Annotated in this window: 22 protein-coding genes; 14 read left to right on the top strand and 8 right to left on the bottom strand. The window is 67.2% G+C overall.

Going from position 1 to position 23,683, the window contains the following annotated elements; translation table 11 throughout:
- The 5 genes from NA8_RS22145 to NA8_RS34440 all read right to left on the bottom strand — a co-directional run.
- Positions 1-297: hypothetical protein (locus tag NA8_RS22145; protein WP_245663945.1), on the bottom strand; the 297-nt coding region annotated here is incomplete at its 3' end.
- Positions 298-627: 330 nt separating this feature from the next.
- Entirely contained in the window at positions 628-1,833 is a 1,206-nt protein-coding gene (locus NA8_RS22140; RefSeq protein WP_063052264.1) for a Cmx/CmrA family chloramphenicol efflux MFS transporter, read from the bottom strand.
- A gap of 295 nt (positions 1,834-2,128) precedes the next feature.
- Positions 2,129-2,671 carry a hypothetical protein gene (locus tag NA8_RS22135; RefSeq protein ID WP_063052263.1) on the bottom strand — a complete coding sequence of 181 codons (543 nt, stop codon included), beginning with the start codon at positions 2,669-2,671 and terminating at the stop codon, positions 2,129-2,131.
- A 136-nt stretch (positions 2,672-2,807) separates the two neighbouring features.
- Positions 2,808-3,140: a hypothetical protein gene (locus NA8_RS22130; RefSeq protein WP_157106841.1), complete on the bottom strand. Its 333-nt coding sequence runs from the start codon at positions 3,138-3,140 to the stop codon at positions 2,808-2,810.
- 5 nt (positions 3,141-3,145) lie between these two features.
- The gene (locus tag NA8_RS34440; protein ID WP_084466993.1) at positions 3,146-3,586 is read right to left on the bottom strand and encodes a hypothetical protein; all 441 of its coding nucleotides are present in this window, start codon (positions 3,584-3,586) and stop codon (positions 3,146-3,148) included.
- Positions 3,587-3,698: 112 nt separating this feature from the next.
- Here NA8_RS34440 and NA8_RS22120 point away from each other — a divergent pair, with 112 nt between their 5' ends.
- Complete coding sequence (locus NA8_RS22120; RefSeq protein WP_169810539.1) at positions 3,699-4,625, top strand: helix-turn-helix domain-containing protein; 927 nt, start codon at positions 3,699-3,701, stop codon at positions 4,623-4,625.
- Entirely contained in the window at positions 4,622-4,837 is a 216-nt protein-coding gene (locus NA8_RS33025; RefSeq protein WP_084466991.1) for a DUF397 domain-containing protein, read from the top strand. The genes NA8_RS22120 and NA8_RS33025 overlap by 4 nt, the downstream gene beginning before the upstream one ends.
- A gap of 104 nt (positions 4,838-4,941) precedes the next feature.
- On the opposite strand, the gene NA8_RS22115 is transcribed toward NA8_RS33025, so the two are convergent.
- Complete coding sequence (locus NA8_RS22115; protein WP_063052259.1) at positions 4,942-5,361, bottom strand: hypothetical protein; 420 nt, start codon at positions 5,359-5,361, stop codon at positions 4,942-4,944.
- 268 nt (positions 5,362-5,629) lie between these two features.
- Between NA8_RS22115 and NA8_RS22110 the strand changes: the two genes are divergently transcribed.
- The 5 genes from NA8_RS22110 (at position 5,630) to NA8_RS22090 (ending at position 9,466) form a co-directional block, all read left to right on the top strand.
- Positions 5,630-6,157 (top strand): DUF3558 domain-containing protein, encoded by a 528-nt coding sequence (locus NA8_RS22110; RefSeq protein WP_084466996.1) that lies wholly within the window; start codon positions 5,630-5,632, stop codon positions 6,155-6,157.
- A gap of 15 nt (positions 6,158-6,172) precedes the next feature.
- Positions 6,173-6,556, top strand: a complete 384-nt coding sequence (locus NA8_RS33930; protein ID WP_157106837.1) for a hypothetical protein — start codon at positions 6,173-6,175, stop codon at positions 6,554-6,556.
- Positions 6,556-7,896, top strand: coding sequence for a hypothetical protein (locus NA8_RS22100; RefSeq protein WP_157106836.1), 1,341 nt, complete (start codon positions 6,556-6,558; stop codon positions 7,894-7,896). Before NA8_RS33930 ends, NA8_RS22100 begins: the two co-directional genes overlap by 1 nt.
- An 11-nt stretch (positions 7,897-7,907) precedes the next feature.
- Positions 7,908-8,681, top strand: a complete 774-nt coding sequence (locus NA8_RS22095; protein ID WP_063052255.1) for an ESX secretion-associated protein EspG — start codon at positions 7,908-7,910, stop codon at positions 8,679-8,681.
- Positions 8,682-9,028: 347 nt separating this feature from the next.
- A complete protein-coding gene (locus NA8_RS22090; protein WP_063052254.1) occupies positions 9,029-9,466 on the top strand; it encodes a VOC family protein in 438 nt (145 codons plus the stop codon).
- Between the two features lie 262 nt (positions 9,467-9,728).
- Here the strand turns inward: NA8_RS22090 and NA8_RS22085 are convergent, their stop codons facing one another.
- Both NA8_RS22085 and NA8_RS22080 read right to left on the bottom strand, forming a co-directional pair.
- Positions 9,729-11,210 (bottom strand): MFS transporter, encoded by a 1,482-nt coding sequence (locus tag NA8_RS22085; RefSeq protein WP_063052253.1) that lies wholly within the window; start codon positions 11,208-11,210, stop codon positions 9,729-9,731.
- 191 nt (positions 11,211-11,401) lie between these two features.
- Positions 11,402-12,073 (bottom strand): FadR/GntR family transcriptional regulator, encoded by a 672-nt coding sequence (locus NA8_RS22080; RefSeq protein WP_063052252.1) that lies wholly within the window; start codon positions 12,071-12,073, stop codon positions 11,402-11,404.
- A gap of 65 nt (positions 12,074-12,138) precedes the next feature.
- Here NA8_RS22080 and NA8_RS22075 point away from each other — a divergent pair, with 65 nt between their 5' ends.
- The 7 genes from NA8_RS22075 to NA8_RS22045 all read left to right on the top strand — a co-directional run bounded on the left by NA8_RS22075 (position 12,139) and on the right by NA8_RS22045 (position 23,674).
- Positions 12,139-13,392 (top strand): MFS transporter, encoded by a 1,254-nt coding sequence (locus tag NA8_RS22075; protein WP_084466995.1) that lies wholly within the window; start codon positions 12,139-12,141, stop codon positions 13,390-13,392.
- A 311-nt stretch (positions 13,393-13,703) separates the two neighbouring features.
- A complete protein-coding gene (locus tag NA8_RS22070) occupies positions 13,704-15,215 on the top strand; it encodes a nitrate/nitrite transporter (RefSeq protein ID WP_063052272.1) in 1,512 nt (503 codons plus the stop codon).
- Between the two features lie 28 nt (positions 15,216-15,243).
- Positions 15,244-17,769 (top strand): nitrite reductase large subunit NirB, encoded by a 2,526-nt coding sequence (nirB, locus tag NA8_RS22065; protein WP_063052251.1) that lies wholly within the window; start codon positions 15,244-15,246, stop codon positions 17,767-17,769.
- A gap of 64 nt (positions 17,770-17,833) precedes the next feature.
- Complete coding sequence (gene nirD, locus NA8_RS22060) at positions 17,834-18,235, top strand: nitrite reductase small subunit NirD (RefSeq protein WP_063052271.1); 402 nt, start codon at positions 17,834-17,836, stop codon at positions 18,233-18,235.
- A 7-nt stretch (positions 18,236-18,242) separates the two neighbouring features.
- Positions 18,243-19,484, top strand: coding sequence for a uroporphyrinogen-III synthase (locus tag NA8_RS22055; RefSeq protein ID WP_063052250.1), 1,242 nt, complete (start codon positions 18,243-18,245; stop codon positions 19,482-19,484).
- Positions 19,481-20,239 carry a sirohydrochlorin chelatase gene (locus NA8_RS22050; protein ID WP_063052249.1) on the top strand — a complete coding sequence of 253 codons (759 nt, stop codon included), beginning with the start codon at positions 19,481-19,483 and terminating at the stop codon, positions 20,237-20,239. The genes NA8_RS22055 and NA8_RS22050 overlap by 4 nt, the downstream gene beginning before the upstream one ends.
- Before the next feature lie 540 nt (positions 20,240-20,779).
- Positions 20,780-23,674, top strand: coding sequence for a TIR domain-containing protein (locus NA8_RS22045; protein WP_063052248.1), 2,895 nt, complete (start codon positions 20,780-20,782; stop codon positions 23,672-23,674).
- The last annotated feature ends 9 nt before the right edge of the window (positions 23,675-23,683 follow it).

Below are 23,683 nucleotides of genomic sequence, written 5' to 3'. Positions count from 1 at the left end.
CAGGGTCAGCGACATCGTTCCGGCGAAATCCTCGATCGGGGAGAGCTCCTCGAGCACCTCCGCCAATCCGCCCGCCCGTGCGTCGCCGCGCGCCGCCGCCCGTTCGTGGCGGGCGGGCGCACCGATCAACCAATCGAAAGAATCGAGCTGGATATCCAGCAACCCCGGAACATCGAGGGGCTCAATAATTTTGGCGAACGAGACCCGCTTCGGCGCCCCGGAGACCCCGGTCTCGACGGGCATTCCTGCATCGACGTCGGCCTGACTCGAGATTGTCAAGATGCGTCCTTCCAGCACCTCACGCCGCCCACACGTTCGCGTGGTCGCCGCGGTATCTGCTTGTCCTGTGGGCGGTAGTTCTCCTGTGCGCACCGTGCTGGACTGTGCCCGAACATGCCTCGACAACAACGGGTAGAAGGTGGCACGCAGACAGTGCCACTTTCCACAGTCATTCGAATTTCGAGAGTTGGACAGCACGCGACCCGGCGCGAAGCCTTAAATTACACCCAAACTTGGCCGATGTCGAGGACATCAAGAAATAGACACATGATTTCTCGTGTCTTCCCATATTGATAGTGGCATCTCGATATGCGGTTCGTCAAGTCTATTAGCGGTAATTCGCCAGCTTCACTCGATCGGGTCTCCCGCCGGGGCCGCGGCGGTCGCCGCTCGGAGTGCCACCGGCCTTCGCGAGGGCAGGACGACAGCCATCGCGGCGATCGTGAAGGCGGCGCCGCACCACAATGCCTTCGCGGGCTGACCGGTGTGGTCGACGACCACGGCGGCGGTGGCGGGGCCGAGAACAGCGCCGATATTGAACGCGGTGGTGGCCAGCGCGCCCGCGATCCGTGGCGCGGCGGGCGCGGCGGATTGCACGATCGTCGCGATCAGCGTCGATCCCACCCCGAACGCGATCGCCCCGGACACCGTCGCCATGATCGCCACCCCGGGCAGGGTGTGCGCGGTCCAAGCGGCCAGCAGCCACACTCCGACGAGCCCGCTCGTACCGAGCGTGATGATTCGCTCTCGATGACGGTCGCTGTAGCGGCCGGTGAACGTCACGCCGACGAACGATCCGATGCCGAACAGAGCCAGCACGATCGGAACCCAGCGGCTGCCCGGCTCGGCGAGTCCGGCGGTGATCGAACCGAGGAACGTGAACCCCGCGAATGTCGCGGCGTTCACCAGTATCGCGACCAGGACCGCGACGAGAACCGGGCGTGTGCCGAGCACCGTCCACTCCTTCACCGAAGCGGGGCCCTGGGGCGTCGGCCGATCACCGGCGCGCACAGTGCGAGGCACCATCGCCCATACCGGGATCACCACAGCACCGCTGATGGCGGCGACGGCCCAGAACGCGGCACGCCAACCCCACACCTGTCCCAGCAAAGTCCCGGCCGGCACACCGGCGATGCAGGCCACGGTCACTCCGGAGACCACCACCGAGGTCGCGCGGCCCACCGCGGCCGGGTCGACCAAGCGCGGCAGAGCGGCCAGCACGATGGCCAGGAATCCCGCGTTGGCGATCGCCGCGACGACCCGGGTCGTCAGCAGCACCGCGAATTCGCCGGTCACCGCACCGACGAGATGAGTCACGCAGAACACCGCCAAGAACGCCGCTACCGAGTGCCGGACCGGCAACCGGCCCGCCGCCACCGCCATCGCCGGTGCGCCGAGCACCATGCCCGCCGCGAACAGCGAGGTCAGCAGACCGGCCGTGCCGAGCGAGACGCCGAGATCGTCGGCGATCCGCTCCAGCAACCCCGACACCATGAATTCGGACGTGCCCTGCGCGAACACCGCCACAGCCAGCACGAACACCACAATGGGCATAGAAGGACAACTCCCCGGATAAGGGCGCCACGCAGAGGACGCGGCACCCGAGATGGTCGCGAAATCCGGCGAATCATCGCCCGATCGCGGAGAGGCAGACATCGTCCGGCGTCGCGAAAAACCTGCTGATCGCGCTACGAACAGCAGTTTCTGCATTCACAACGCCGCCCGGCGCGTATGCCGGGCGGCTACCGTCTGGACGCCTCCGGGGAATTCACGCCCACACCTTAACAATGCGCCCGGGCGGGGCCAACACAATTATCGATCCGCCCTCGGACCGAAAGTGCCGGGTGCTTCAGAGCGACCGTAGGCGCGTTATGGCGGCGTGGTTCGCCTGCGGATCCAGCGTTATGGCCGCCGCCCAGGCGTGTGCCACGACGGCGCGCTGGTCGAACAGGGTGATCCAGGCGTCGGTGGACGCGCGGGTGTCGCTTACCCAGGTGGGCGTCGGACCGAGTTCGGGCAGGTGCGTGTAGGTCAACGCCGTGTAGGCGCGTGCTCGGGCATCGAAAATCGTTGCCGCGCACATGGGGTCGGCGGTGGCGCGTTCGCTCAGCCGCCCCGCCTTCGCGGCCTGTAGCGCGTCGGGCGGGACGCCGTCGGCTCCGGGGAATATCTCGCCCACCGTCAGGTAGGCCAGGCCGAAGCCCCACACGCGGCGGGTGAATCGCCGGATCAGCCATTCGGCCGAGTCCAGGATGGGGGAGCGCTCGGCGTCGGGATCGAGCGCTATCGCGGTGTGGGCCGCGTCTTGTGCGGTGGAGTTCTCCGCGTGGGCGAACCCCCAGAAGTGCACGGTGTCGGTGCCGGCGGGATCCGCGCGGCGTTCGGCCATCATTGTCGTGAGTATCGAGTCGATCGTGGGCCGAGGTGGGTATCGGATGGGGGTGCGCGTCTTTCGCGACTCGGGTCGCGGTTGATTTCCTCGCTTGGACATTTCGCTCTCGGCTACTCGTACGGGGTCGTGGACTCGGTCAGGCGCATTCGCCCGGCCGGGGCGGTAGGGAGAGATCCGTGGTTCGTGCCCCGCCGGTGGGCAGTACGACCTCCCAGAACTGGGCGCGTACGGCGTCCCAGAGACGGAAGTGGCGCGGGAACCATTCGCGCACCTGCGCCAGATCAGGCAACGCGCGCTCGTCGAAGGCGATGAAGCCATTCTGGCCCAATGGAATCGGCACCGTATCGCCGTTGTTGCGCAGCCGGTAGGCAGGTAGCGGGTCGGCTTCGTCGCGCAGGAATACGACTTCGATGCGGCTTCGCACTACCCGCCAGCCTGCCTGCATGGCTCCCACCGTGGTCCGATGCACCCGGGTCACCCCCGCAGGACTTCCGGCGGCGTCGCCAACGCCGACAACCGTTCCAGCACCGCCTGAATCGTGTGCACGTCGAGTGTGTGATCGACGCTACGGGTTCTGTCATGTGACGGGAAGTCCATGCCCCGTTCGGCGGCGCGTTCGCGATGACTGACCGCCTGCGGTGTCAGTCGTCCCGTGAACACCAGTGTGCGATATGCCGCCGCCTTCCACGCACACCGCTCGATTCGGCAGCCCAGGTGGGCCCGCATCTGCTCGTGAGCCAGTCGCACGTCCGCCTGGTGGCAGATTCCGGGCGGAACGAGCAGAGCGTTCGCCGCCCGGCTTTCGTGAAGGTGCGGCCCCGTCCCGTGGCTTGCGGGCTGGTGATTGCGTGTCTCGAGTTCCGCTGTGCGGGAATTCGTCACGAATTCGAGTTCTGTTCCGTGTGGTTCGGGCATGTGCATATGCTGCGGGGCGTGCGCGCGAGGGGAGGCTCGAAACGGCCGGTGCCCAGCAACCGGTGCATACGCACTGAACGCTTCCCGAGTTGGGCGCACGTCGCTTCTCGGCGTGGGAAAAAGCAAGGAAGACCGTGGGAAAGCAGGGGAGGACACAGCGGAAATGGTCGGTAGCAAGTCGGACATCAGCCGGACGACGCTGCCGCGTCGCCAGTTGGGCCGCGCACTGCGCGACGCGCGTCAGGCCAACGGCTACACCCTCGAACAGGTAGCCGAGGTCTTGGAGATCAGCCGATCGTCGCTCGGGCGGCTGGAGCTAGGGCAGAACGAGAAGATCAAGGTTCGGGATGTCGAGTTCATCTGCCAGTACTACGGGCTACCGGAGGAGCGGATCGGGTACCTGAAAACACTCGCCGAGCAGGCGCGTGTGAAACCGTGGTGGGAGGACTTCCGGGATCTGGTACGTCCTGGGTTCAACACGTATATTCAATTGGAGGCTGCGGCAACAGGATTGCACTTCTTCCAAACGCTCATCATACCGGGCCTGTTGCAGACTCCCGACTATGCCCGCAATGTGCGATCATCTGCGTCGACGGGTGCCTCCGAAGAGACCGACTGGCGCGTGGAGCGGAGAATACGGCGATCAGCAATACTTACCCGCAAGCACAAACCGATGCAGGCCGAATTCCTGGTGCATGAATCAGCTCTGCGTACTGTTGTCGGTTCTATGCGGATCATGTCTTCGCAATACCGTCACCTTGCTGACATGGGGACGCGAGATAACGTCTCCATCCGAGTCGTTCCCTTCGCTGCCGGATTCCCGGGAGGGGTGGCGGTACCGCCGTACATCATCATCGACTTCCCGCATAACGAGCCGTCCGTTGTCTACACCGAAGGTGCGATAGGGACAATGATCTTCGAGGAGGAGGACGATGTGAACCGCTTCCGGGTGATTCACGAGGCCGTCAATGGTGCTGCGCTGGATGAGCAACGATCGAGAGACTTGCTCAGGAACATGGCGAGGAGATCCGAACAATGACCATCGACCTATCTGGGGCAAAGTGGTTCAAGTCTGTCCACAGTGGTGAGGCCGATGCGTGTGTCGAAGTCGCGTGGCTCGAAGCTGGGCACGTCGGTGTCCGTGATTCGAAGAACCCGGCCGGTCCGGCGTTGAACTTCACGCGGGGCCAATGGAACTCCTTCACCGCCTGTGTTAGGGATGGTGCGTTCGGTTCGCGCTCCGACCTCTGAGTTCGCGACGAACGGCCCGGGCTTTCGGCTTCGCAGTCGACGCCCGGGCCGTCGTTGTCTCGACTACCGGCAGGAGTTACGCCGCATCACGCGGCGTGGCCGGCTCAACGGCGGCTGAGCCAGACTGCTGCCAGCGGGTACGGAGCGATGATCGGGGTCCCGGCGACGTTCACCGTTCCCGACCAAAGTCCCTGCCGAGGGTCGATATCATGCAGATCGAGCCCGAAGGGGACGAAGTCGAACGAAACATACGTCTCGTCCGGTCCGACCGGCGTCTGATGCCCGCTCCGGCTGGAGGTGCCGCAGACCAGCACCACGGTCTTGCCGTCCACGAAAACTTGCAAGTCGCAGTTCTCGATAGGCGATCCGATCACATTGGAGGGGCCACGCCCGATGTGGTAGGTCCCCGGTGGAATGATGCCGTTGCGCGGAAACTCCGGGTCATCGGCGGAGGCAACGGCGGGAGCGAGAGAGATTGCGGCAGCGGCCAGCGCGAACCCGGCGGCGATTTTGCCAAACTTCATCGATTAGCTCCTTCGGAAATCAGTCGAACTCAGTCGTATGTCCTAGCTTTCGTTCAGCTCGTTACTGCACTGCCACCCTAGATCCGGGACCAAACCCGCTACCCCCGAACGCGGACAGCCCTTCAGCCAGCGCGCGGCGCCCGAGCCACAGGCCGCGTCGCATCCGGCGCGCTCCGGACACCCGCAGGACCGGCGCAGGCAGGGGAACACCATGTGGTGGTCTGCTAATGTTGGCGAACCTGAGTCGTCGCGGGTCGAGAGGGTGGGGATGAGGCGTCGAATCACGTTGGTACTGCTTATCGGTGCGCTGGCGACCGGGGTTGTCGGCTGTGAGGACACCACGAGCGGATCGCCGACGGCTTCCAGGACGACTGCGGCCCAAGCTCTGTTCAACCCGTGCACGGGGATTCCCGATGAGGCGGTGCGGGCGGCGGGAGTCGATCCGGCCACCGAGGAGTCCGGCATCGCTGGAGTTCATCAGTCCGGCTGGGAGATCTGTAGGTGGGACGGACCCAAGTACTTCGTCACGGTGTTTTCTACCGGTCGCACCGTGTCAGAGTTCGAGCGCAAGCCTGGGAACGTCGACTTCGAGGACGTCACCGTCGCAGGCCGTCCGGGGCGGCAATTCAGAGTGGAGGGCGCGTCCAAGGATCTCGATTGCGATGTTTTGTTCCCGGCATCCCAGGGGGTCGTGCAATTGAGGGTTCAGGGCCGGGCAAGTCGAGACGATCTCGAGAATCCGTGCACGGTCTTGCATCGCGTCGGCGAGTCGATTGTGCCCACACTACCGCGTTGATCAGGGAGGGAACGCATGAGTGAGGACAATGCATCGGTTTGGAGTCGGCTTGCTGGCCAAGCCAAAGCCGGAGAATTGTACCTAGACGACGAGAACGCCGCATTTCTCTGTGCAAAAGCGTGTGATTCGCGGATCGCTGAACTCGAATCGTTACGTAGCTTGGCTGGTAATGCTCAAAACGTTTCCGGCTTCGGGGATTTCGAGATGGCTTCCAACCTGGTCAAGAAGTTCCTGAAGCAGGCGGTGGGTGACCCCAACTCGATCGACCAGATCGTCCTCGAACACATCGAGACTGTGAAGAACATGCGCGAAGTCATGGCGATGTCGTTCAAGCGCATCACCGGGCAGGACATCGAGAACGCGGCGCAGATCGCGAGTACAACTGAGCAGGTGCGCTGATGGGTAATCCGTACAGTGGTATGCCGCAATTTCAGCTCGATCAAGGGCTGGGCTCGGCTATGTGGCGCAGCGTCACCGATTGGATTGCGGGTGAGGAGTTACAGCCCAAGGTCGACGCGGCCGGGGTGCAAGGCAGGTACAACCAGCAGCGCGATGGCGTCCGCAGCAAGGCCGCCGATGTCGGGTTCCAGGGCGAATTCCGGCCGAGGGAAGTTCTGGACGCGGACGAGTTCGAGCGGCACGACGTCGCCACGCTTCGTCAGAAGGTCGATCAGATCGATTTGAAGGCGGTCAGTGATCTGGTAACCGCTTGGAACACCATCGCCGACCGGCACGAGGCCTCGTTGAAGACCTTCACGACGGCGATGGAGCGGGCCACCGACGACAGTGTGTGGCGTGGGGAGGCGCGCAATGCGGCGGCGAGCGCGGTCGGTGACTATGCCGCCCAGGGGGCGCAGGTCTCGAACGCGGCCCGGCTGACCGGCAACAAGCTGGCCGAACTGCAGACCGGGCTGGAGCCGACGAAGCAATTGGTCCCGCACGCGCCGGAACATCGCAGCGGATGGGACAATCTCCGTGGATTCGTGGTCGGGCGAGATTGGCGCAATGACGACGTCGCCGAGCACAACGCGAAAACCGAGGCGTTGCGGGTGCTTCGAACTGTTTACGCGCCGGTCGTCATGGAGTCCGATACGAACGTGCCCGTGATTCCCCGTCCGGCGTCGACTGCGAATCCGAACGGCACCGGCGATGGTAGCAACCCACGGGGCACGAACAATGGCAGCGGAAGCCCCTCGGGGACATCCTCGCCCAGCTCGAATCCTTCCGATACGAACTCCACCGATGATCCGTCGACTCCATCGAGCGCCGAGCCATCGGACACCACCTCTGAAACACCGGAGTCGACCAGCACCGACCCCGCCTCCACGACGGAGAATTCGACCACACCGGCTTCCACAACACCGACGACGACACCTGCCTCGACGACGCCCGCGCCGAGCACTTCGCCCACCACTCCTGGCACTCCGCACCCGAGTACGCCGGGCAGTCCGGGAAGTCCTTCCCATCCGGGTAAGCCGGGTGTCTCCGTGCCATCCAAAGGCGCACCGAACAACCCCAACGCGGTCCCGGCCGCCGCGCGGACCGGTGCGTCGCCAGGTCGCGCCGGTACGAGCGGTATGGGTGGAATGGCCCCCGGTGCGCGGGGTGGCAAATCCGATGAGGAGTCGACTAAGGGCATTCCGGACTACCTGATCACTCAGGAACACGGCAATGAGCTGATGGGGCTCGACGAGCTGCCCAGGACGGTGCCGCCGGTTATCGGTGACAACCCACGGTAAGGACGTCATCGATGCCTGAGGTGCCGAGCTGGCGGTTCACCGCGCTCGAATTCCGGACGCTGTGGGAGTCCACCGGCCGGGACGTGCTGCCGTATCCCTTGCAGCACCAGTACACGACGGAATTCCGGTCGGAGAGTTTGCGATTGCGGCAGGCGGCGGCGCAGTCGCTGCGCCCGCGCATCGATGACGACCTGCTGCGCGCGATCGAAGTGCTGCTGGCGCCGGAGGCCCGGGTGGAAGTGGCCGGATTCGCCGGCAAGCGCAAGGACCGCAGGCTGCGGGCGCATGCGGGAGTGCACTACGAGCACGGCGCGATCGCGGTGCAGGAACCGGGGCCGGACGTCGAGCACGGCGGCGATGTGGTGTTGACGTTGCTGTCCGCCGGTGCGGTGGCGCGGGCCGTGGTCGACGTGTTCCCCGCCTGCGGGCCGGGGCAGGGTAAGCAGTTGCAGGCTTCCGCGGAGGAACTGGCGCGGCCGCGTCCGCCGGTGCGCGACGCGTGGCGACCGACGCCGCGGGAGGAGTTCGAGCGGTTCTTCACCCGGGCGATGACCTTGATCGGTCATGTCGGCGTCTACGCGATGGGAAGTGTGGACAATCGGCACGTCGACGGGCGCAAGGATTTCCAGCTCAACGATGTCGAGAAGGACGGCCGGTACGTCACTTTCGGCGACGACCTGGTGACGATCAAACCCACCACTTCCGAACGCATCGCCGCCACCCTGCAACAGATGATTGCCAGAACCGTCAAGGACGTGCGCGACGGGGTGCACTTACCGTACTGACCTCGCGAGCGGCGAGGCGTTCCGCCGCCGTCGGCAGTAGCCGCCACCACGTTCGCCCCTACCCGCCGCGCGTCACCGCAGGCCCGGCTCAGGGTGTGCCCCTGCCTCCGGCAGGTCACGACACTCGCGATACACGCCACCGGCCCCGACTCAGCAGAAGCAGTGCGGCCGACATGTCGAGAACGCCACGGCGGCTCCGTCCCAGGAGTAGACGGCCAACCCGTCCGCATGGGCACGCACCGCCAGGCCCATGCCCAACGACAATGAGACCTCTAGAGCACACGTGCCTACCTGTCGAGATCGGCGCGACAGCTCCGTTCCAGCCCGAAACATAAGGAGTAGACGTCATGCCCATCAAGTTGGAGAATGTCGCCATCGCGGTCCGCGACCTCGAAGCGACGATCGCCTTTTTCACCGACCTCGGTCTGACCGTCATCGGCCGGGACACGGTCAGCGGCGAGTGGACCGACACCGCCGTCGGCCTCGACGGCAACCACGCCAAGATCGCGATGCTTCAGACACCGGACGGCAACGGTCGGCTCGAGCTCTTCGAGTACATTCACCCCAACGCGATCGAGACGAGCCCGACCCGGCCCAACGAGATCGGGATGCACCGCGTCGCGTTCTCGGTGGACGACATCGACGAGGCCCTCGAAATCGCGGCGAGGCACGGCTGCCACCCGCTGCGTGGCGTGGCGACCTACCGGGACGTCTACAAGCTCACCTATGTCCGCGGCCCTAGCGGCATCATCGTGATGCTTGCCGAAGAGCTGAACAAGAGCTGACCGCGCCCCGGCGCACACCTCGCGATACCGGCGCGCATCAGCGCTGCGAGCTGGAGCGAGCAAAGCGCCGATCAGGCACGTTCTCTCGGAACGGCGAAACCGAACGCCCGCTCATCGTCCCGGTGCAGACCGGAACCCGTTGCGGACCCGGGGTTCACCCGGGTGATGAGCGGACGTCCGGTTGGGCGGCTCCGCCGGAGGGGAACGGCGGTGGCGACGCCCGTGTCCCGCGGTGTCCGGGCCGCGGGACCGGCTGGGGCGGTCAGACGTTCGCGTAGGCCAGCGAGGGAACGCGCTGGATGGCGAACGAGGACCGCAGGTAGAACCACCAGGTGACGGCGGCCATCACCAGGAAGGCCCCGGCGTAGGCCCAGAACGCGGGAGCCATGCTGTGCAGGTGGGTGTTGGACAGCCGCAGGGCCTGCTGCAACAGCCAGCCGCCGGAGGCGCCGACCGCGCCGATGACGCCGATCGCCGCGCCCGCCTGGCGTTTCGCCGAAGCGGCGGCCTCGGCCGCGTCGAGGCCGTGCTCGGAGGCGTACTTCTTGGACTCCGCGCTGAAGATGGTCGGGATCATCCGGTAGGTCGAGCCGTTGCCGATGCCGGTGAGCACGAACAACAGCAGGAACGCGATGAGGTAGATCGGGAAGCTCTTCAGTTCCAGCCCCGCCATGATCAGCGCGACCGCGATCGCCATGCTGCCGAAGACGTACAGGGTGATCTTCGCGCCGCCGACCTTGTCGGACACCCAGCCGCCGAACGGCCTGCTGAACGACCCGACGAGTGCGCCGAGGAACGCGAGGTTACCGAGCGTGGTGATCCAGCCGATCTTCGCCAGGTCCGGGAAATTGGCCTTGATCAGCGTCGGGAAGGCGAAGGAGAAGCCGATGAACGAGCCGAAGGTGCCGATGTAGAGGATCGCCATCACCCAGGTGTGCCGGTTGGTGAGCGCGAGCCGGTAGGACTTGCCGTCGGACTTGGCGGTGCTGATGCTGTCCATGTAGCGCAGCGCGCCGAACGCGGCGGCCAGGATGAACGGCACCCAGACCAGGACCGACAGCGTGATGCCGAAGCGATAGCCGCCCGGGTCCTTGGCCGTGAGGTGCGTGCCGAAGGTGATCAGCAGCGGCAGCACCAGCTGGGTCTGGGCGACGCCCAGGTTGCCGCCCGCGGCGTTGATGCCCAGCGCCGCACCCTTCTTGCCCTCGGGGAAGAAGAAGTTGATGTTGGCCATCGAGGAGGAGAAGTTGCCGCCGCCGACGCCCGCGAGCGCCGCCAGCAGCAGGAATACCCACATCGGCGTGCCCGGCTGGTTGACGAACCAGGCCAGGCCGAGCGTCGGAATCAGCAGCATCCCCGCGCTGAACACGGTGAACGCCCGACCGCCGAACCGGGGGATGGCGAAGGTGTACGGGATGCGCAGCGCGGCGCCGACCAGGGTGGGGGTCGAGGTGAGCAGCAGGGCGTTGCTCACCGCGATGGGGTTGCCCTTGCCCAGACCGGCGAGGAAGTCGAATCCGGCGGCGCCCATGCTGGTCACGACGGTGCCCCAGATGACCCAGATGCTGAAGCCGAGATTCTCGGCGAATACGGAGAACATCAAATTCTTGCGCGCGGTTTTCGCGCCACCGGATTCCCAGAACTTCGCGTTGTCCGGATCCCAGTGATCGAGCCAGCGTCCACGTCTCTGGTATTCGAAAGTCGTTGGGTGCGACTGCTGGCCGGTGGCTGCTACGACGGTCATCGGCTTCCTCTCGATTAGGCTCGACCGGCCCTCATCGCGGCTGTGCCGCCGGCGGCTGTCGAGTGCCTGGCTACGGTCGAGATAAAGGTAGGAGCCGCGTGTTGCGTCCCCGTGGCCCTCGATGACGTTCCCGGCAAATCCGACTCACATCGCGCGGCCCCGAATGGTGACCACTCGGTTACCTGCGCCGTTTATCGCGCGTCCGGATATTCCGCGATGAGCGAGTTGAGGAAGCACCGTGTCTCGGAGGCGGCGCGTTCGGGATCACCGTCGATCACCGCGTGCACCAAGGCGGCGTGCTCCTCGGTGTAGGAGTCGTCGGACTTCGATGTCCGTGCGCGGATGACCTGTTCGATGATGGGCAGCAGCGAATCGTAGAACTCGAGGTACACCGCGTTGTGGCTCGCGACGACGATCGCGCGGTGCAACTGGACGTCCGCCTCGATCGCGGCGGCGGAGTCCTCGTCCCACTTCTTGTCGCGTTCGGCCAGCAGGCGCAGCAGATTCGCGATATCGGTGTCGTCGCGGCGGCGCGCGGCCAGGCCCGCGGCGGTGACGTCCAGCGCGAGGCGCAGTTCCAGGACGTCGCGTTCCTCGGCGTCGGCGAAATACTTGCCCAGGGTTCCGCCGAGGTCCGACGCCGCGATCACGTAGGTGCCGGAACCTTGGCGACGCTCCAGCATGCCGGCGTGCACGAGGGCCTGGACGGCCTCGCGCACCGTGTTGCGGCCGGTGCCGGTGAGCTCGGTGAGCTCCGGCTCGGTCGGGATGCGGGAGCCGATCGGCCAACGGCCGGAACGAATTTCGGCACGCAGCTGGTCGGTCACCTGGGCGATGAGGCTGGTGCGCCGGACGGGTTGCACCTCGACAGAGTACCGCCCATCACAAATCGTTGCCGATCATCATCCGGTCATCCTATGATTTCTCGGTGACTGCGACCCTTCCCGAAACCGAGGCGCGCCAGGAATCCGTCCTGGTCGAGCGCCGTCGACGTGCGCTGACCGAGGGTCGCCTGCTGGTGCTCACCGCCATCGTGATGTCGGCGCTCACGCTGCGGGTCGCCGTCACCGCGTACAGCCCGCTGGCCGAGCGGATCGGCGCCGAGATCGGTTACGGGGCCGCCGTTGTCGGCGTCTTCGGCATGATCCCCACCGCCATGTTCGCGCTGTCCGGGCTGCTCACCCCGGTCCTGGCGGTCCGGCTCGGGCTGGAGCGCACCGCGCTGACCGCCATGCTGATGGCAGGCGCGGGCATGGTGCTGCGGGTGCTGATGTCGGGCACCGCCGAACTGCTGGTCTTCTCGGCCCTCGCCCTTGCGGGCATGGGCATCGGCAACGTGGTGATCCCACCGCTGGTGAAGCGGTACTTCCCGGATCGCCTCGCCGTGATCAGCTCGCTGTACATCGTGATGGTGCAACTCGGCACGGTCGTGCCCGCGATCACCGCGGTCCCGGTCGCGGACGCGCACGGCTGGCGCGTGTCGCTCGGGGTGTGGGGTGTGCTCGGCTTCGCCGCGGCGGTGCCGTGGCTGGCGGTGCTGCGCGGCAGGCGCGGACACGACGGCGCGGACCGGACGGCCGTGCCGGAGCAGCCGCCCGCCGGGCGCGTGTGGCGCTCGCCGATCGCCTGGGGAATGGCGGGCATGTTCGGCATGACCTCGCTCACCACCTACGCGATGTTCACCTGGTTGCCGAAGATCCTGAGCGAGGCGGGCGCGAGCGCCGCGTACGGCGGGGCCATGGTCGGTCTGTTCGCCGTGGTCGGCCTGGTGGCCGCGCTCACCGCGCCGACCGTGGTCGCCCGGTTCCGCAATCCGTTCCCGGTGGTGGTGGGCTGCGCGGTGCTGTTCTTCATCGCGTTCGCCGGGCTGCTCCTCGCGCCGATGGCCGCGCCTATCCTCTGGGTCGTGGTGCTCGGTCTCGGCCCGAGCACCTTCCCGATGGCGCTGACGCTGATCAACCTGCGCACCCGCACCCCTGCCGGGTCGGCCGCGCTGTCCGGGTTCACCCAGGGCGTCGGCTACGCCGTGGCCTGCGTGGGCCCGCTGCTGTTCGGCGTGCTGCACACGGCGACGGGTGGGTGGCTGGTTCCGTTCGCGCTGCTCGGCGCGGCGGTGCTGGTGCTGCTTGCGGGCGCCTGGCAGGCGTGCAAGCCACGGCTGCTCGAAGACACCTGGAATTGAGCCGCGGCGCCATCGGCGCTCGAATCTCACAGCTCCGGTTGCGTGAGTGTGCGAACAGGGTGAGGATGTGCGCATCCGATTTGCGCGACGTAGCGTGCGTCACACCTCACCGCTCGCGGAATTCGAATTCGGTCCTTTTGTGACGCATGGAAACCGTTGTGTCACATGCCTGAAACATTCCCGCGAAACTCACCCCCGATCGCCGGTAATCGTGAGCAACCGTTGATTTGACGGTCATTTCGCGCAGCATTTCGGCAATACCCCTTTCCTACCGTGGAGCCAACCGACATTGGGAGGCCCCGTTGAGCACGCTGACGCGTAACCGTCTGGAAGCGCTGGGACGGACGAAGATCCGCAGGCCGCGCATCGAGCACTGGGATGCGGAGGATGTCGCCGCCTGGGAAGCGGGCGGCAAGGACATCGCCCGGCGCAACCTGATCTGGTCTGTCTTCGCCGAGCACGTCGGCTTCTCCGTGTGGTCGATCTGGTCGGTGATGGTGCTGTTCATGCCGACCGAGAAGTTCGGTATCGACCCGGCGGGCAAGTTCTTCCTGGTCGCCATGCCGACCCTGGTGGGCGCGTTCCTGCGGATTCCCTACACCGTGGCGACCGCGCGATTCGGCGGGCGCAATTGGACCGTGTTCAGCGCGGTGATGCTGCTGATCCCGACGCTGCTCACGCTGTACTTCATCAACCAGCCCGGCACCTCGTACACCACCTTCCTGGTGGTCGCGGGCTTCGCGGGCTTCGGCGGTGGCAACTTCGCCTCCTCGATGACCAACATCAACGCGTTCTACCCCCAGCGGCTCAAGGGTTGGGCGCTCGGCCTGAACGCGGGCGGCGGCAACATCGGCGTTCCGGTGATCCAGCTGATCGGCCTGCTGGTCATCGCGACCATCGGCAACAGTTACGCCTCGCTGATCTGCGCGGTCTACCTCGTCTTCATCGCGATCGCCGGACTGGGCGCGGCGCTGTTCATGGACAACCTGCCCAACCAGAAGGCCGATCTGTCCTACATGCTCACGGCCCTGAAGGTGCCGCAGTCCTGGGCGATCGCGTTCCTCTACATCGGCACCTTCGGCTCGTTCATCGGCTACAGCTTCGCCTTCGGCCAGATCCTGCAGATCAGCTTCCGGGCGGGCGGCGACAGCGTCGCGCAGGCCGCGCTGCACGCCGCGCAGATCGCGTTCCTCGGTCCGCTGCTCGGCTCGCTGGCCCGGCCCTACGGCGGCAAGTGGGCCGACCGCATCGGCGGCAGCCGCGTCACCCTCTACGTCTTCGGCGCCATGATGGTGGCGGCCGTGCTGGTCACCGTGGCCAGCACGATGGCCGACAGTAACGACGGCGTGGCCGGCGGGGCCGTGATGACCGCGCTCGTGGTCGGCTTCATCGCCCTGTTCGTGCTCTCCGGCATCGGCAACGGGTCGGTCACCAAGATCATCCCGTCGGTGTTCGAGGCCAAGTCCAGGAGCCTGGACGCCACGCCCGCCGAACGGTCGGCCTGGTCGCAGAACACCTCCGGCGCGCTGATCGGCTTCGTCGGCGCCATCGGCGCCCTCGGCGGCGTGGGTATCAACCTGGTGCTGCGCTCCTCCTACGCGTCCACCAAGTCGGCCACCACCGCGTTCTGGGTGTTCATGGCCTTCTACGTGCTGTGCGCCCTGGTGGTCTGGGCGGTGTTCCTGCGCCGTCCCAGCTCGCGGGGCCTGCCGGCCGAATCCGATGTCGTGGCCGAGGCGGAGACGTTCGTCCTCGAAGCCGAAGCAGGCCGGTCCCCGTCCCCGTCCCAGTCCCCGTCCGCCGGCTCGTCGGCCCGCGCTTGACACCCGATCCAGTCCAGGAGGACAACAGATGAACCCCACAGTCGCTCGCAAGACCGCGGTGGTCGTCGGCCACGGAATGGTCGGGCACCGGTTCGTCGAGGCGCTGCGCTCGCGCGACACCGAAGGCCGCTGGCAGGTGATCATCCTCAGCGAGGAGAAGCTGCCCGCCTACGACCGAGTCGGCCTCTCCTCCTACGTCGGCGCCTGGGACGCGAGCGCGCTCGCGCTGCCCGGCAACGAGTACGCCGGTGACGAGCTGGTCGAGCTGCGCCTGGGCCAGAGCGCCGAGTCCATCGATCGGGCGGCGCGCAAGGTGACCACCTCCTCGGGCGACATCCTCGCCTACGACGCGCTCGTGCTGGCCACCGGTTCCTACCCGTTCGTGCCGCCGGTGCCCGGCCACGACGACCCCGCCTGCTTCGTCTACCGCACCCTCGACGACCTCGACGGCATCCGCGCGGCCGCCGAAGCCGCCGGTCCCGGCGCGGTGGGCGTGGTGGTCGGCGGCGGCCTGCTCGGCCTGGAGGCCGCGAACGCCCTGCGTCTGCTCGGGCTCACCCCGCACGTGGTCGAGTACAACACCCGGCTGATGCCCGCCCAGGTCGACGAAGGCGGCGGCGCCATCCTGGAGCGCCTGGTCACCGACCTCGGCCTGCACGTGCACACCGGCGTGGGCACCTCCTCGATCGAGGCGGCCGACAAGGGAGTGAAGGTCACCCTGTCCGACGAGACGGTGATCGAAGCCGGGCTCGTGGTGTTTTCCGCCGGTGTCCGCCCGCGCGATCAGATCGCCCGCGACGCGGGAATCGAGGTCGGCCCCCGCGGCGGCATCATCACCGATCTCGGCCTGCAGACCTCCGATCCGAACATCTGGGCCATCGGCGAATGCGCCGCCGTCGAGGGCGTGTGCTACGGCCTGGTCGCGCCGGGCTACAGCACCGCCGAGATCGTGGCCGACCGACTCCTGGGCGGCTCGGGCGAGTTCCCGGGCGCGGACATGTCCACCAAACTCAAGCTGCTGGGTGTGGACGTGGCCAGCTTCGGTGACGCGCACGGCGTCACCGAGGGCGCGCTGTCGGTCGTGCTGCACGACGCGGCCAAGGGCACCTACGCCAAGCTGGTCGTCTCCGACGACGCGAAGACCCTGCTCGGCGGCATCCTGGTCGGCGACGCCACCGCATACTCGGCGCTGCGCCCGCTGGTCGGCCGCCCGCTGCCCGCCGAACCGGCCGCGCTGATCTCGCCCGCGGGCGCCGAGCTGGGCGCCGACGCGCTGCCCGACGACGCGCAGATCTGCTCGTGCAACAACGTGTCGAAGGGCGCGATCTGCGGCGCGATCGCCGACGGCGCCTGCGACGTCCCGGCGATCAAGAGCTGCACCACCGCCGGAACCTCCTGCGGCGGTTGCGTTCCGATGCTCAAGAAGCTGCTCGAGCAGTCCGGCGTGGAGATGTCCAAGGCGCTGTGCGAGCACTTCGAGCAGTCGCGCGCCGAGCTGTTCCAGATCGTCCAGGTCACCGGCATCCGCACCTTCTCCGGCCTGATCAGCAAGTACGGCAAGGGCTCGGGCTGCGACATCTGCAAGCCGACCGTCGCGTCGATCCTCGCCTCCACCTCGAGCGACCACATCCTCGACGGCGAGCAGGCCGCGCTGCAGGACACCAACGACCACTTCCTGGCCAACCTGCAGAAGAACGGCACCTACTCGGTGGTGCCTCGGATGCCCGGCGGCGAGGTCACCGCCGAGCAGCTGATCACCATCGGCGAGGTGGCCAAGGAATTCGGCCTGTACGTGAAGGTCACCGGCGGCCAGCGCATCGACCTGTTCGGCGCGCGCGTCGAACAGTTGCCACTGATCTGGAAGCGGCTGGTCGACGCGGGCATGGAATCCGGTCACGCGTACGGCAAGTCGCTGCGCACCGTGAAGAGCTGCGTCGGCTCCACCTGGTGCCGCTACGGCCAGCAGGACTCGGTCGGCATGGCCGTGCTGCTGGAGAAGCGCTACCGGGGCCTGCGGTCGCCGCACAAGCTGAAGCTGGCGGTCTCCGGCTGCGCCCGCGAATGCGCCGAGGCGCGCGGCAAGGACGTCGGCGTGATCGCCACCGAGAACGGCTGGAACCTCTACGTCGGCGGCAACGGCGGCCTCACCCCGAAGCACGCGGTGCTGCTGGCCGGTGAACTCGACGACGAGACGCTGATCAAGTACATCGACCGGTACCTGATGTTCTACATCCGCACCGCTGATCGTTTGCAGCGCACCGCTCCTTGGCAGGGAGCGCTGGAGGGCGGCATGGATTACCTCAAGCAGGTGATCTGCGAGGACAGCCTCGGCATCGCCGAGGACCTGGAGGCGGCGATGGCCCAGCACGTCGCCGGCTATCGCGACGAGTGGGCCGCGGTGCTGGACGACGAGGAGAAGCTTTCTCGCTTCGTTTCGTTCGTCAACGCCCCGGAGGAAGCCGATCCGACGATTTCCTTCGACGATTCGGGCGAGCGGAAGGTTCCCGTCCTGCTGGGACTGCCCAAAGTTCCGGTCGCCACGCAGGGGAAATGACCGCTTAACCGCTTGGAAACAGAACGTCGGTACCAATGAGTAAGGCGTTTGGAGGATGACACCGATGACCGTGATCGATACCCCCGGCATTGCCACAGCTACCACCACCGGGTGGACACAGGCTTGCCGTCTCGACTACCTGATCCCCGGCCGCGGCGTTGCGGTGTTGCTGAGAGGCGGCCAGCAGGCCGCCCTGTTCCTGCTGGAGAACGGCATGCTGTACGCCGTCGGCAATATCGATCCGATCGGCCGGGCGGCGGTCATGTCGCGCGGGATCGTCGGCGATCGCGGCGGGGCGCCCGTCGTGGCCTCGCCGCTGCTGAAGCAGGCCTTCTCTCTGGTCGACGGGCGTTGCCTGGACGACGAATCGGCGATGCTGCCGGTGTACGCGGTGCGCGTGGACGACGGCATCGTTTCGATTTCCAACGAGCCGGTAACCGCCGCGCTCGCGTCTTCGGATGGATGAAACGCCAATGACAACAGTTGACGTGGGCGAGAGCCTGGCCGGATTCACGGTGGGCATCACGGCGGCCCGGCGGGCGGTGGAATTCGCCACGCTGCTCGAACGCCGGGGCGCGACCATCGTTTCGGCGCCTGCCATCCGGATCATCCCGCTGTCCGACGACAACGAGCTGGAACGGGTGACCCGGCAGCTGGTCGCCGATCCACCGCAGATCACCGTGGCCACCACGGGAATCGGGTTCCGCGGGTGGATGGAGGCGGCCGAAGGCTGGGGCCTGGCCGAGAACCTGCGCGCGACGCTGGGGACCACCCGGATGCTCGCGCGCGGCCCGAAGGCCAAGGGCGCCATCCGCGCCGCGGAATTGCGCGAGGAATGGTCGCCCGCCTCCGAGTCGTCCGCCGAAGTGCTCGATCACCTGCTCGCCGAAGGCGTGGAGGGCGTCCGGATCGCCGTGCAGTTGCACGGCGCCACCACCGAGTGGGAGCCGGTGCCCGACTTCTGCGAGGTCCTGCGGTGCGCGGGCGCGGATGTCGTGCCGGTGCCGGTGTACCGCTGGGTGCCGCCGGACGATCAGGGGCCGATGGATCACCTCATCGAGTCGATCGTCACCTCCGGCATGGACTGCGTCACCTTCACCAGTGCCCCCGCCGTGGCGTCGATGTTGATGCGCGCCAAGGAAACCGGGCTGCTGGAGGGGTTGTTGTACGCGCTGCGCGGCCGGGTGCTGCCCGCCTGCGTCGGCCCGATCACGGCCGCGCCGCTGGAGGAACTGGGGGTGCCGACCTCAATGCCGGGCCGGGCCCGCCTCGGTGCGCTGGCCCGCCACGTCGCCGAGGAACTGCCCCGGCGCGCCAACCGGATTCACGCCGCGGGCCACATCATCAGCGTGCGCGGCGCCTGCGTGGTGGTCGACGGTCAGGTGCGTCAGCTGGCGCCCGCCCCGATGGCCCTGATGCGCTCGCTGGCCCGTCAGCCCGGCCGGGTCGTCTCGCGCGAGGACTTGCTCGCTGCGCTGCCCGGCGGCGGGGACGACACGCACGCGGTGGAGACCGCCATCGCCCGTCTACGCGCCGGACTCGGCACGCCGAAAGCGATTCAAACCGTGGTCAAACGCGGGTACCGGCTCGCGCTGGACCCGGCGGAATGTATCGACAACAACCCACGGCCAACCGCGACAGGAGGCCCGCAGGTGCCCGGCGTCGGAATTCCGACCCGGGCACCTCGGCACATCCAGACTGCGGGGAGCTGGTGACCGCGCCCGCCCTGGTGCTGGTGGCCCACGGGACCCGCAGCACCAAGGGCGTGCAGATGATCGCGGCGCTCGCCGAGGCCGTGACGACCGAACTCGGTGCCGGGATTTCGGGGCCCGGCACCGAGACCGGGGAGCGCCCGTGGGTGCGCACGGCATTCGTGGACGTGCTCGGTCCGTCCCCGTCGGAAGTGCTGCGCGATCTGCTGACCCACACCGGGGAATCCGTGCCCGCCGTGGTGGTTCCGGCGTTCCTGGCCTCGGGTTACCACGTCTACCAGGACGTGCCGCGTGAGGTCGCCGAAAGCGTCCACCCGGCGGTGACGGTCACGCCCGCGATGGGACCCGATCCGGCCCTGGCGCGGATCATGATGATGCGTCTGCGTGCGGCCGGATGGTCCCCTGGCGACGCGGTCGTCTTCGCCGCTGCGGGCTCCTCGGATGCCCGTGCCCGCCAGGATGTCCGGCGTGCGGCCGCACTGCTGGCCGAACACCTCGCCGTTGCTGTCCGCATCGGCTACGTCGCGACCGGCGCGCCGCGCGTGCCGGACGTGGTCGCGGAACTGCGCGCGGCAGGGGCGGGCCGGGTCTTCGTCGCGTCCTACCTGCTCGCGCACGGCCTGTTCCAGCAGCGCCTGCACGAGGCGGGAGCCGACGGCGTCGCCGAGCCCATCGGCGTGCACCCCGCGGTGGTCCGGCTGATCGCCGAGCGCTACCGGGTCGCCGCCGAGGAGCTGGTCCGAGCGCGGGCTCGCTGACCGCGCGGCCGTCGCGCGGCCCCGCCGAATCCCCCGAGCGGATTTCTCGGTGTGGACGGCCCCGGTGACGTGGATTCGAAACCACGCACACGCCCACGCGGTTCCGGCGGCAGCCTGCACCCCGCTCACCGGCGTACGGATCTCTCCTGTGTGCGTATCCATTCCAGGATGCGCACGTCGTGGTCTCGGCGCGCTACGGAACGACCTCACATATCCCGGTCGTTTTCGGCGCAGAATCGGACGACACCACCCGGAGTTCGCCGCCGCACGGTTGAATCGATTGTCGGACAGGGCTTTCGCCGCTGATCTCGTGATGGTTTGATGATGGTCGGTCGAATACCGGAATCTCGACGCTCGGGAGGGGGCGATTCGAATCACGGATGGGGGAGACGCCGGAACGAGGGCCGCCGGACGCCGTACGGCATGGGAACGATACGTCGCGCGAGCGCGTACCGCGCCCGCATCGATCGCCACGACCGGTGGCGTCATCCCGGCCGGGCAGCGCATCAACGCGGTGGGACGCGAGCCCCGGTGATGAGAATGGCCCCATGGCGGCGCACCACGCGTGCGGACACCGGGTACGGCGCTTTCCTGTCCTACAGCGGCGACCGGGACAGGGCGCTCCTCCCGGCGGTGCAGAACGCGATCGAGAAGTTGCCACGACCGTGGTACCGCCCGCCGCGCATGCGTATCTTCCTCGACTACAGCGGCATCTCGATCGGCCCCGAACTGCGGGGCAAAATCGTCGCCGGCCTCTCTCGATCCAAGTGGCTCGTGGTGATCGCCTCGCCCGAGGCGGCCCAGTCGAAATGGGTCGACCGCGAGATCGAGTGGTGGCTGGCGAACCGAAGTCCCGAGACGATACTGCTGGTTCTCAGCGCAGGCTCGTTGGCGTGGGACGAGCGAGCGGGGGATTGGGATCGTGCCCGCTCGACCGCGCTACCACCTCGCCTGTTCGGGGTATACGCGTCCGAGCCGGTGTACAAGACGATCAAGTGGCACACGGACTCCGACGGAGTCGCGCGCCCGGACATCGCCGCCATCGCGGTGGGTATCGCCGCGGTGGTCCGCGGGGTATCGGAGGCGGACCTCAAATCCGAGGGCTATCAGGAGACCAAGCGCAATCTGCGCTGGGCGAAGACGACGATCGCCGCCTTGGTCGTACTACTCGTCTCGGCGTTGATCGCGGCTTTCGTGGCCCGCGTGCAGAGTAGTCGCGCCGAGGAGCAGGCCAGGATCGCCACGGCACGGCTCATGGCTTCCGTCGCCGATACCGAGTCGACCACCGATGTTCGCGCGGCACTCCTCCTGGCCGTCGCGGCTTACCGGCTCGATCCGAGCCCACGCCATCACGCCGCCTTGCTCCGCGCGAATCTGGCGAGTCCCGCGGTCGCTCGTCATGTCGCCGTACCGGCGAGCGTCACCGCCTTGGAGAGCAGCGCCGACGGTGCAACCATCGTCGCCGGACTTGCGGACGGGCAAGTCGTCACGTGGGCGCCCGGCGGTGCGGCGCCGACCTCGGTCGCGCGGTTGCCCGGCGCGATCCGTTCCGTGGCTGTCGCCGCGGACGGCCGGACCGTCCTCGCCACCGATGGCGTCTCGACGACGCTGTGGCGCGACGGTGCGGGCCGACGGGACATCGGCTCGCCCGCCGAGCGCGGCGCCGATGTCGTCGCGGTCTCCGCATCCGGAAAACTCGGTGCTGTTCATCGCCTCCATACCGACGCGGCCGGGACCTCGAGCGGGGCGGTCGACATCATCGATATTTCATCCGGAAACCTCCGCGCATCACATCCGGCCGGCCCGGGGATGAAGAGCATGGTATTCACCGCGGACACGGTCCTGCGTCTGCTCGACCCCATCGGCGGCGTGCGCCAGGTCTCTCTCGGAGATGGTGCAACTGTGGACCTTTCGCCCGTGGATACCGACTATGCCTGCGGGACCAGCCAAAACGTGGGGAACCTGTCGGCCGACGGATCCTCGTTCGTGTGCTCGGTCCTGCCCGGATTGCCGGTACCGGTTTTCCGGCTGCGAAAGGCTCCGGACGATCCTCGCCCGGAGACCCGGTACGTAGGCGTTCCCAAGCCCCGTGGGACGGCGCCCGCGGCGCTCAGCCGTACGGCCCGTGTGGCGGCGGTACCCAGTGAGGACGGCGGGCTGTATGTGGCGCCGGTGACCGATGAGATCACGCCTCGCGAACCGCCCCCACTGATCACCGGTTCCGCTGTCGACTTCGACCGAGCGCTACTGCGGTTCCGTGGAGCCTCGGAAACGCAACTGGTCTCGGCCTCCGGGTCACTGATCACTCTGTGGGACATCGAGCAGCGCGACCGGTTGGCGAAGTCCATCCCGGTGCCGATCGTCAAGGGATGCAATAGTTGTCCCCCCAGCTTGTCCCTGTCGCCGGACGGGCGCACCGCCGTGATCACGGGCAAGTACAAGGATCCGGACGAGTTCCCGTTGAACGGCGACGTCGTGATCATTCAGCAGCTCGGACCGGACTCGTCCCGGCGACATGTCATACCAGGCCTGGACGGCATGCCCGTATGGCGTCCGGACGGCACCCTACTGGCGATCGCCGCGAATCCCGACTCCGGCTACGACCGCCGCGTATCCGCCGACCGGCCCCGGACGGAAATGCCGTTCGAGGTGGCGGTTCTGTCCTCTCCGCCCCCGCAGGTGCAGGTCCGGGCGGCGGCAGTGCCGGAATCCTCGGGCACCGCGGTGTCTTTGGACGGGAGCGGGAGGGCCTACCTGCACAATCTGGCGACGGGCGGCATCGACTCGGAATTCATTCCGCTGGGCGGTGCGGTCGACTCCAGCAAGATTTGGGAAGCGGCGATCGACGCGAACGGTGAGATGCTGGTCATGCGCGATGACGACCACGTCTCGGTTCTGGACCTGTCCGGACAGCAGCACACGCGCGACATGGACGGCAAGGACGTGCGAGCGATGGCGTTCGCCGGGCGGCATCTGCTGATCGGCCGGGAAGAGAACATCGAGATATGGGACCGCACCGGCTCCCGCCGTGAGCGGACCATTCCCTTCCACAGCACGCGGGGAGCGACCGCGCAGGTGACCTCCGCCGAGGACGCGTCAGTGGTCATCGCGAGAGACCAGGCGAACTATATGACTCTCTTCGCGGCCGACGGTACGAATCTCGGAGAACTGAAGCCGGACGCCGTCTGGCATGTGACGCCCGCTGTCGCGTTGTCCGCTGATGGACGGTACCTCGTGACGATGAACCCCGGTCCCGCGTTCTCCGGTGGCGTCGACGGAACGCTGATCGAACGCGACATCTCACCGGCGGGCCTGATTCACGCCGCTTGTGCTCACGCCGGCGCCGATCTCACCGACTCCGAATGGGACGCCCTGATCGGGATCGCGCGTCCCGCGCAAGCCCGCTGCCCCCAGGACGCACCCGAGTATCGCTAGTCATATGCC

Origin of the sequence: Nocardia arthritidis NBRC 100137 (assembly GCF_001612765.1) — a bacterium.
In the GTDB taxonomy this organism is placed as follows: domain Bacteria; phylum Actinomycetota; class Actinomycetes; order Mycobacteriales; family Mycobacteriaceae; genus Nocardia; species Nocardia arthritidis.
This window is presented reverse-complemented; position numbering and strand designations above follow the sequence as displayed.

Bases quoted from the DNA above. Each gene is read 5' to 3' on its own strand.
- NA8_RS33930 (WP_157106837.1), top strand. From the start codon at position 6,173: ATGAGTGAGGACAATGCATCGGTTTGGAGTCGGCTTGCTGGCCAAGCC.
- NA8_RS22090 (WP_063052254.1), top strand. From the start codon at position 9,029: ATGCCCATCAAGTTGGAGAATGTCGCCATCGCGGTCCGCGACCTCGAA.
- NA8_RS22045 (WP_063052248.1), top strand. From the start codon at position 20,780: ATGGCCCCATGGCGGCGCACCACGCGTGCGGACACCGGGTACGGCGCT.
- NA8_RS34440 (WP_084466993.1), bottom strand. From the start codon at position 3,586: ATGCCCGAACCACACGGAACAGAACTCGAATTCGTGACGAATTCCCGC.
- NA8_RS22100 (WP_157106836.1), top strand. From the start codon at position 6,556: ATGGGTAATCCGTACAGTGGTATGCCGCAATTTCAGCTCGATCAAGGG.
- nirB (WP_063052251.1), top strand. From the start codon at position 15,244: ATGAACCCCACAGTCGCTCGCAAGACCGCGGTGGTCGTCGGCCACGGA.
- NA8_RS22095 (WP_063052255.1), top strand. From the start codon at position 7,908: ATGCCTGAGGTGCCGAGCTGGCGGTTCACCGCGCTCGAATTCCGGACG.
- NA8_RS22135 (WP_063052263.1), bottom strand. From the start codon at position 2,671: ATGATGGCCGAACGCCGCGCGGATCCCGCCGGCACCGACACCGTGCAC.
- NA8_RS22110 (WP_084466996.1), top strand. From the start codon at position 5,630: ATGAGGCGTCGAATCACGTTGGTACTGCTTATCGGTGCGCTGGCGACC.
- NA8_RS33025 (WP_084466991.1), top strand. From the start codon at position 4,622: ATGACCATCGACCTATCTGGGGCAAAGTGGTTCAAGTCTGTCCACAGT.
- NA8_RS22085 (WP_063052253.1), bottom strand. From the start codon at position 11,210: ATGACCGTCGTAGCAGCCACCGGCCAGCAGTCGCACCCAACGACTTTC.
- nirD (WP_063052271.1), top strand. From the start codon at position 17,834: ATGACCGTGATCGATACCCCCGGCATTGCCACAGCTACCACCACCGGG.
- NA8_RS22115 (WP_063052259.1), bottom strand. From the start codon at position 5,361: ATGAAGTTTGGCAAAATCGCCGCCGGGTTCGCGCTGGCCGCTGCCGCA.
- NA8_RS22055 (WP_063052250.1), top strand. From the start codon at position 18,243: ATGACAACAGTTGACGTGGGCGAGAGCCTGGCCGGATTCACGGTGGGC.
- NA8_RS22140 (WP_063052264.1), bottom strand. From the start codon at position 1,833: ATGCCCATTGTGGTGTTCGTGCTGGCTGTGGCGGTGTTCGCGCAGGGC.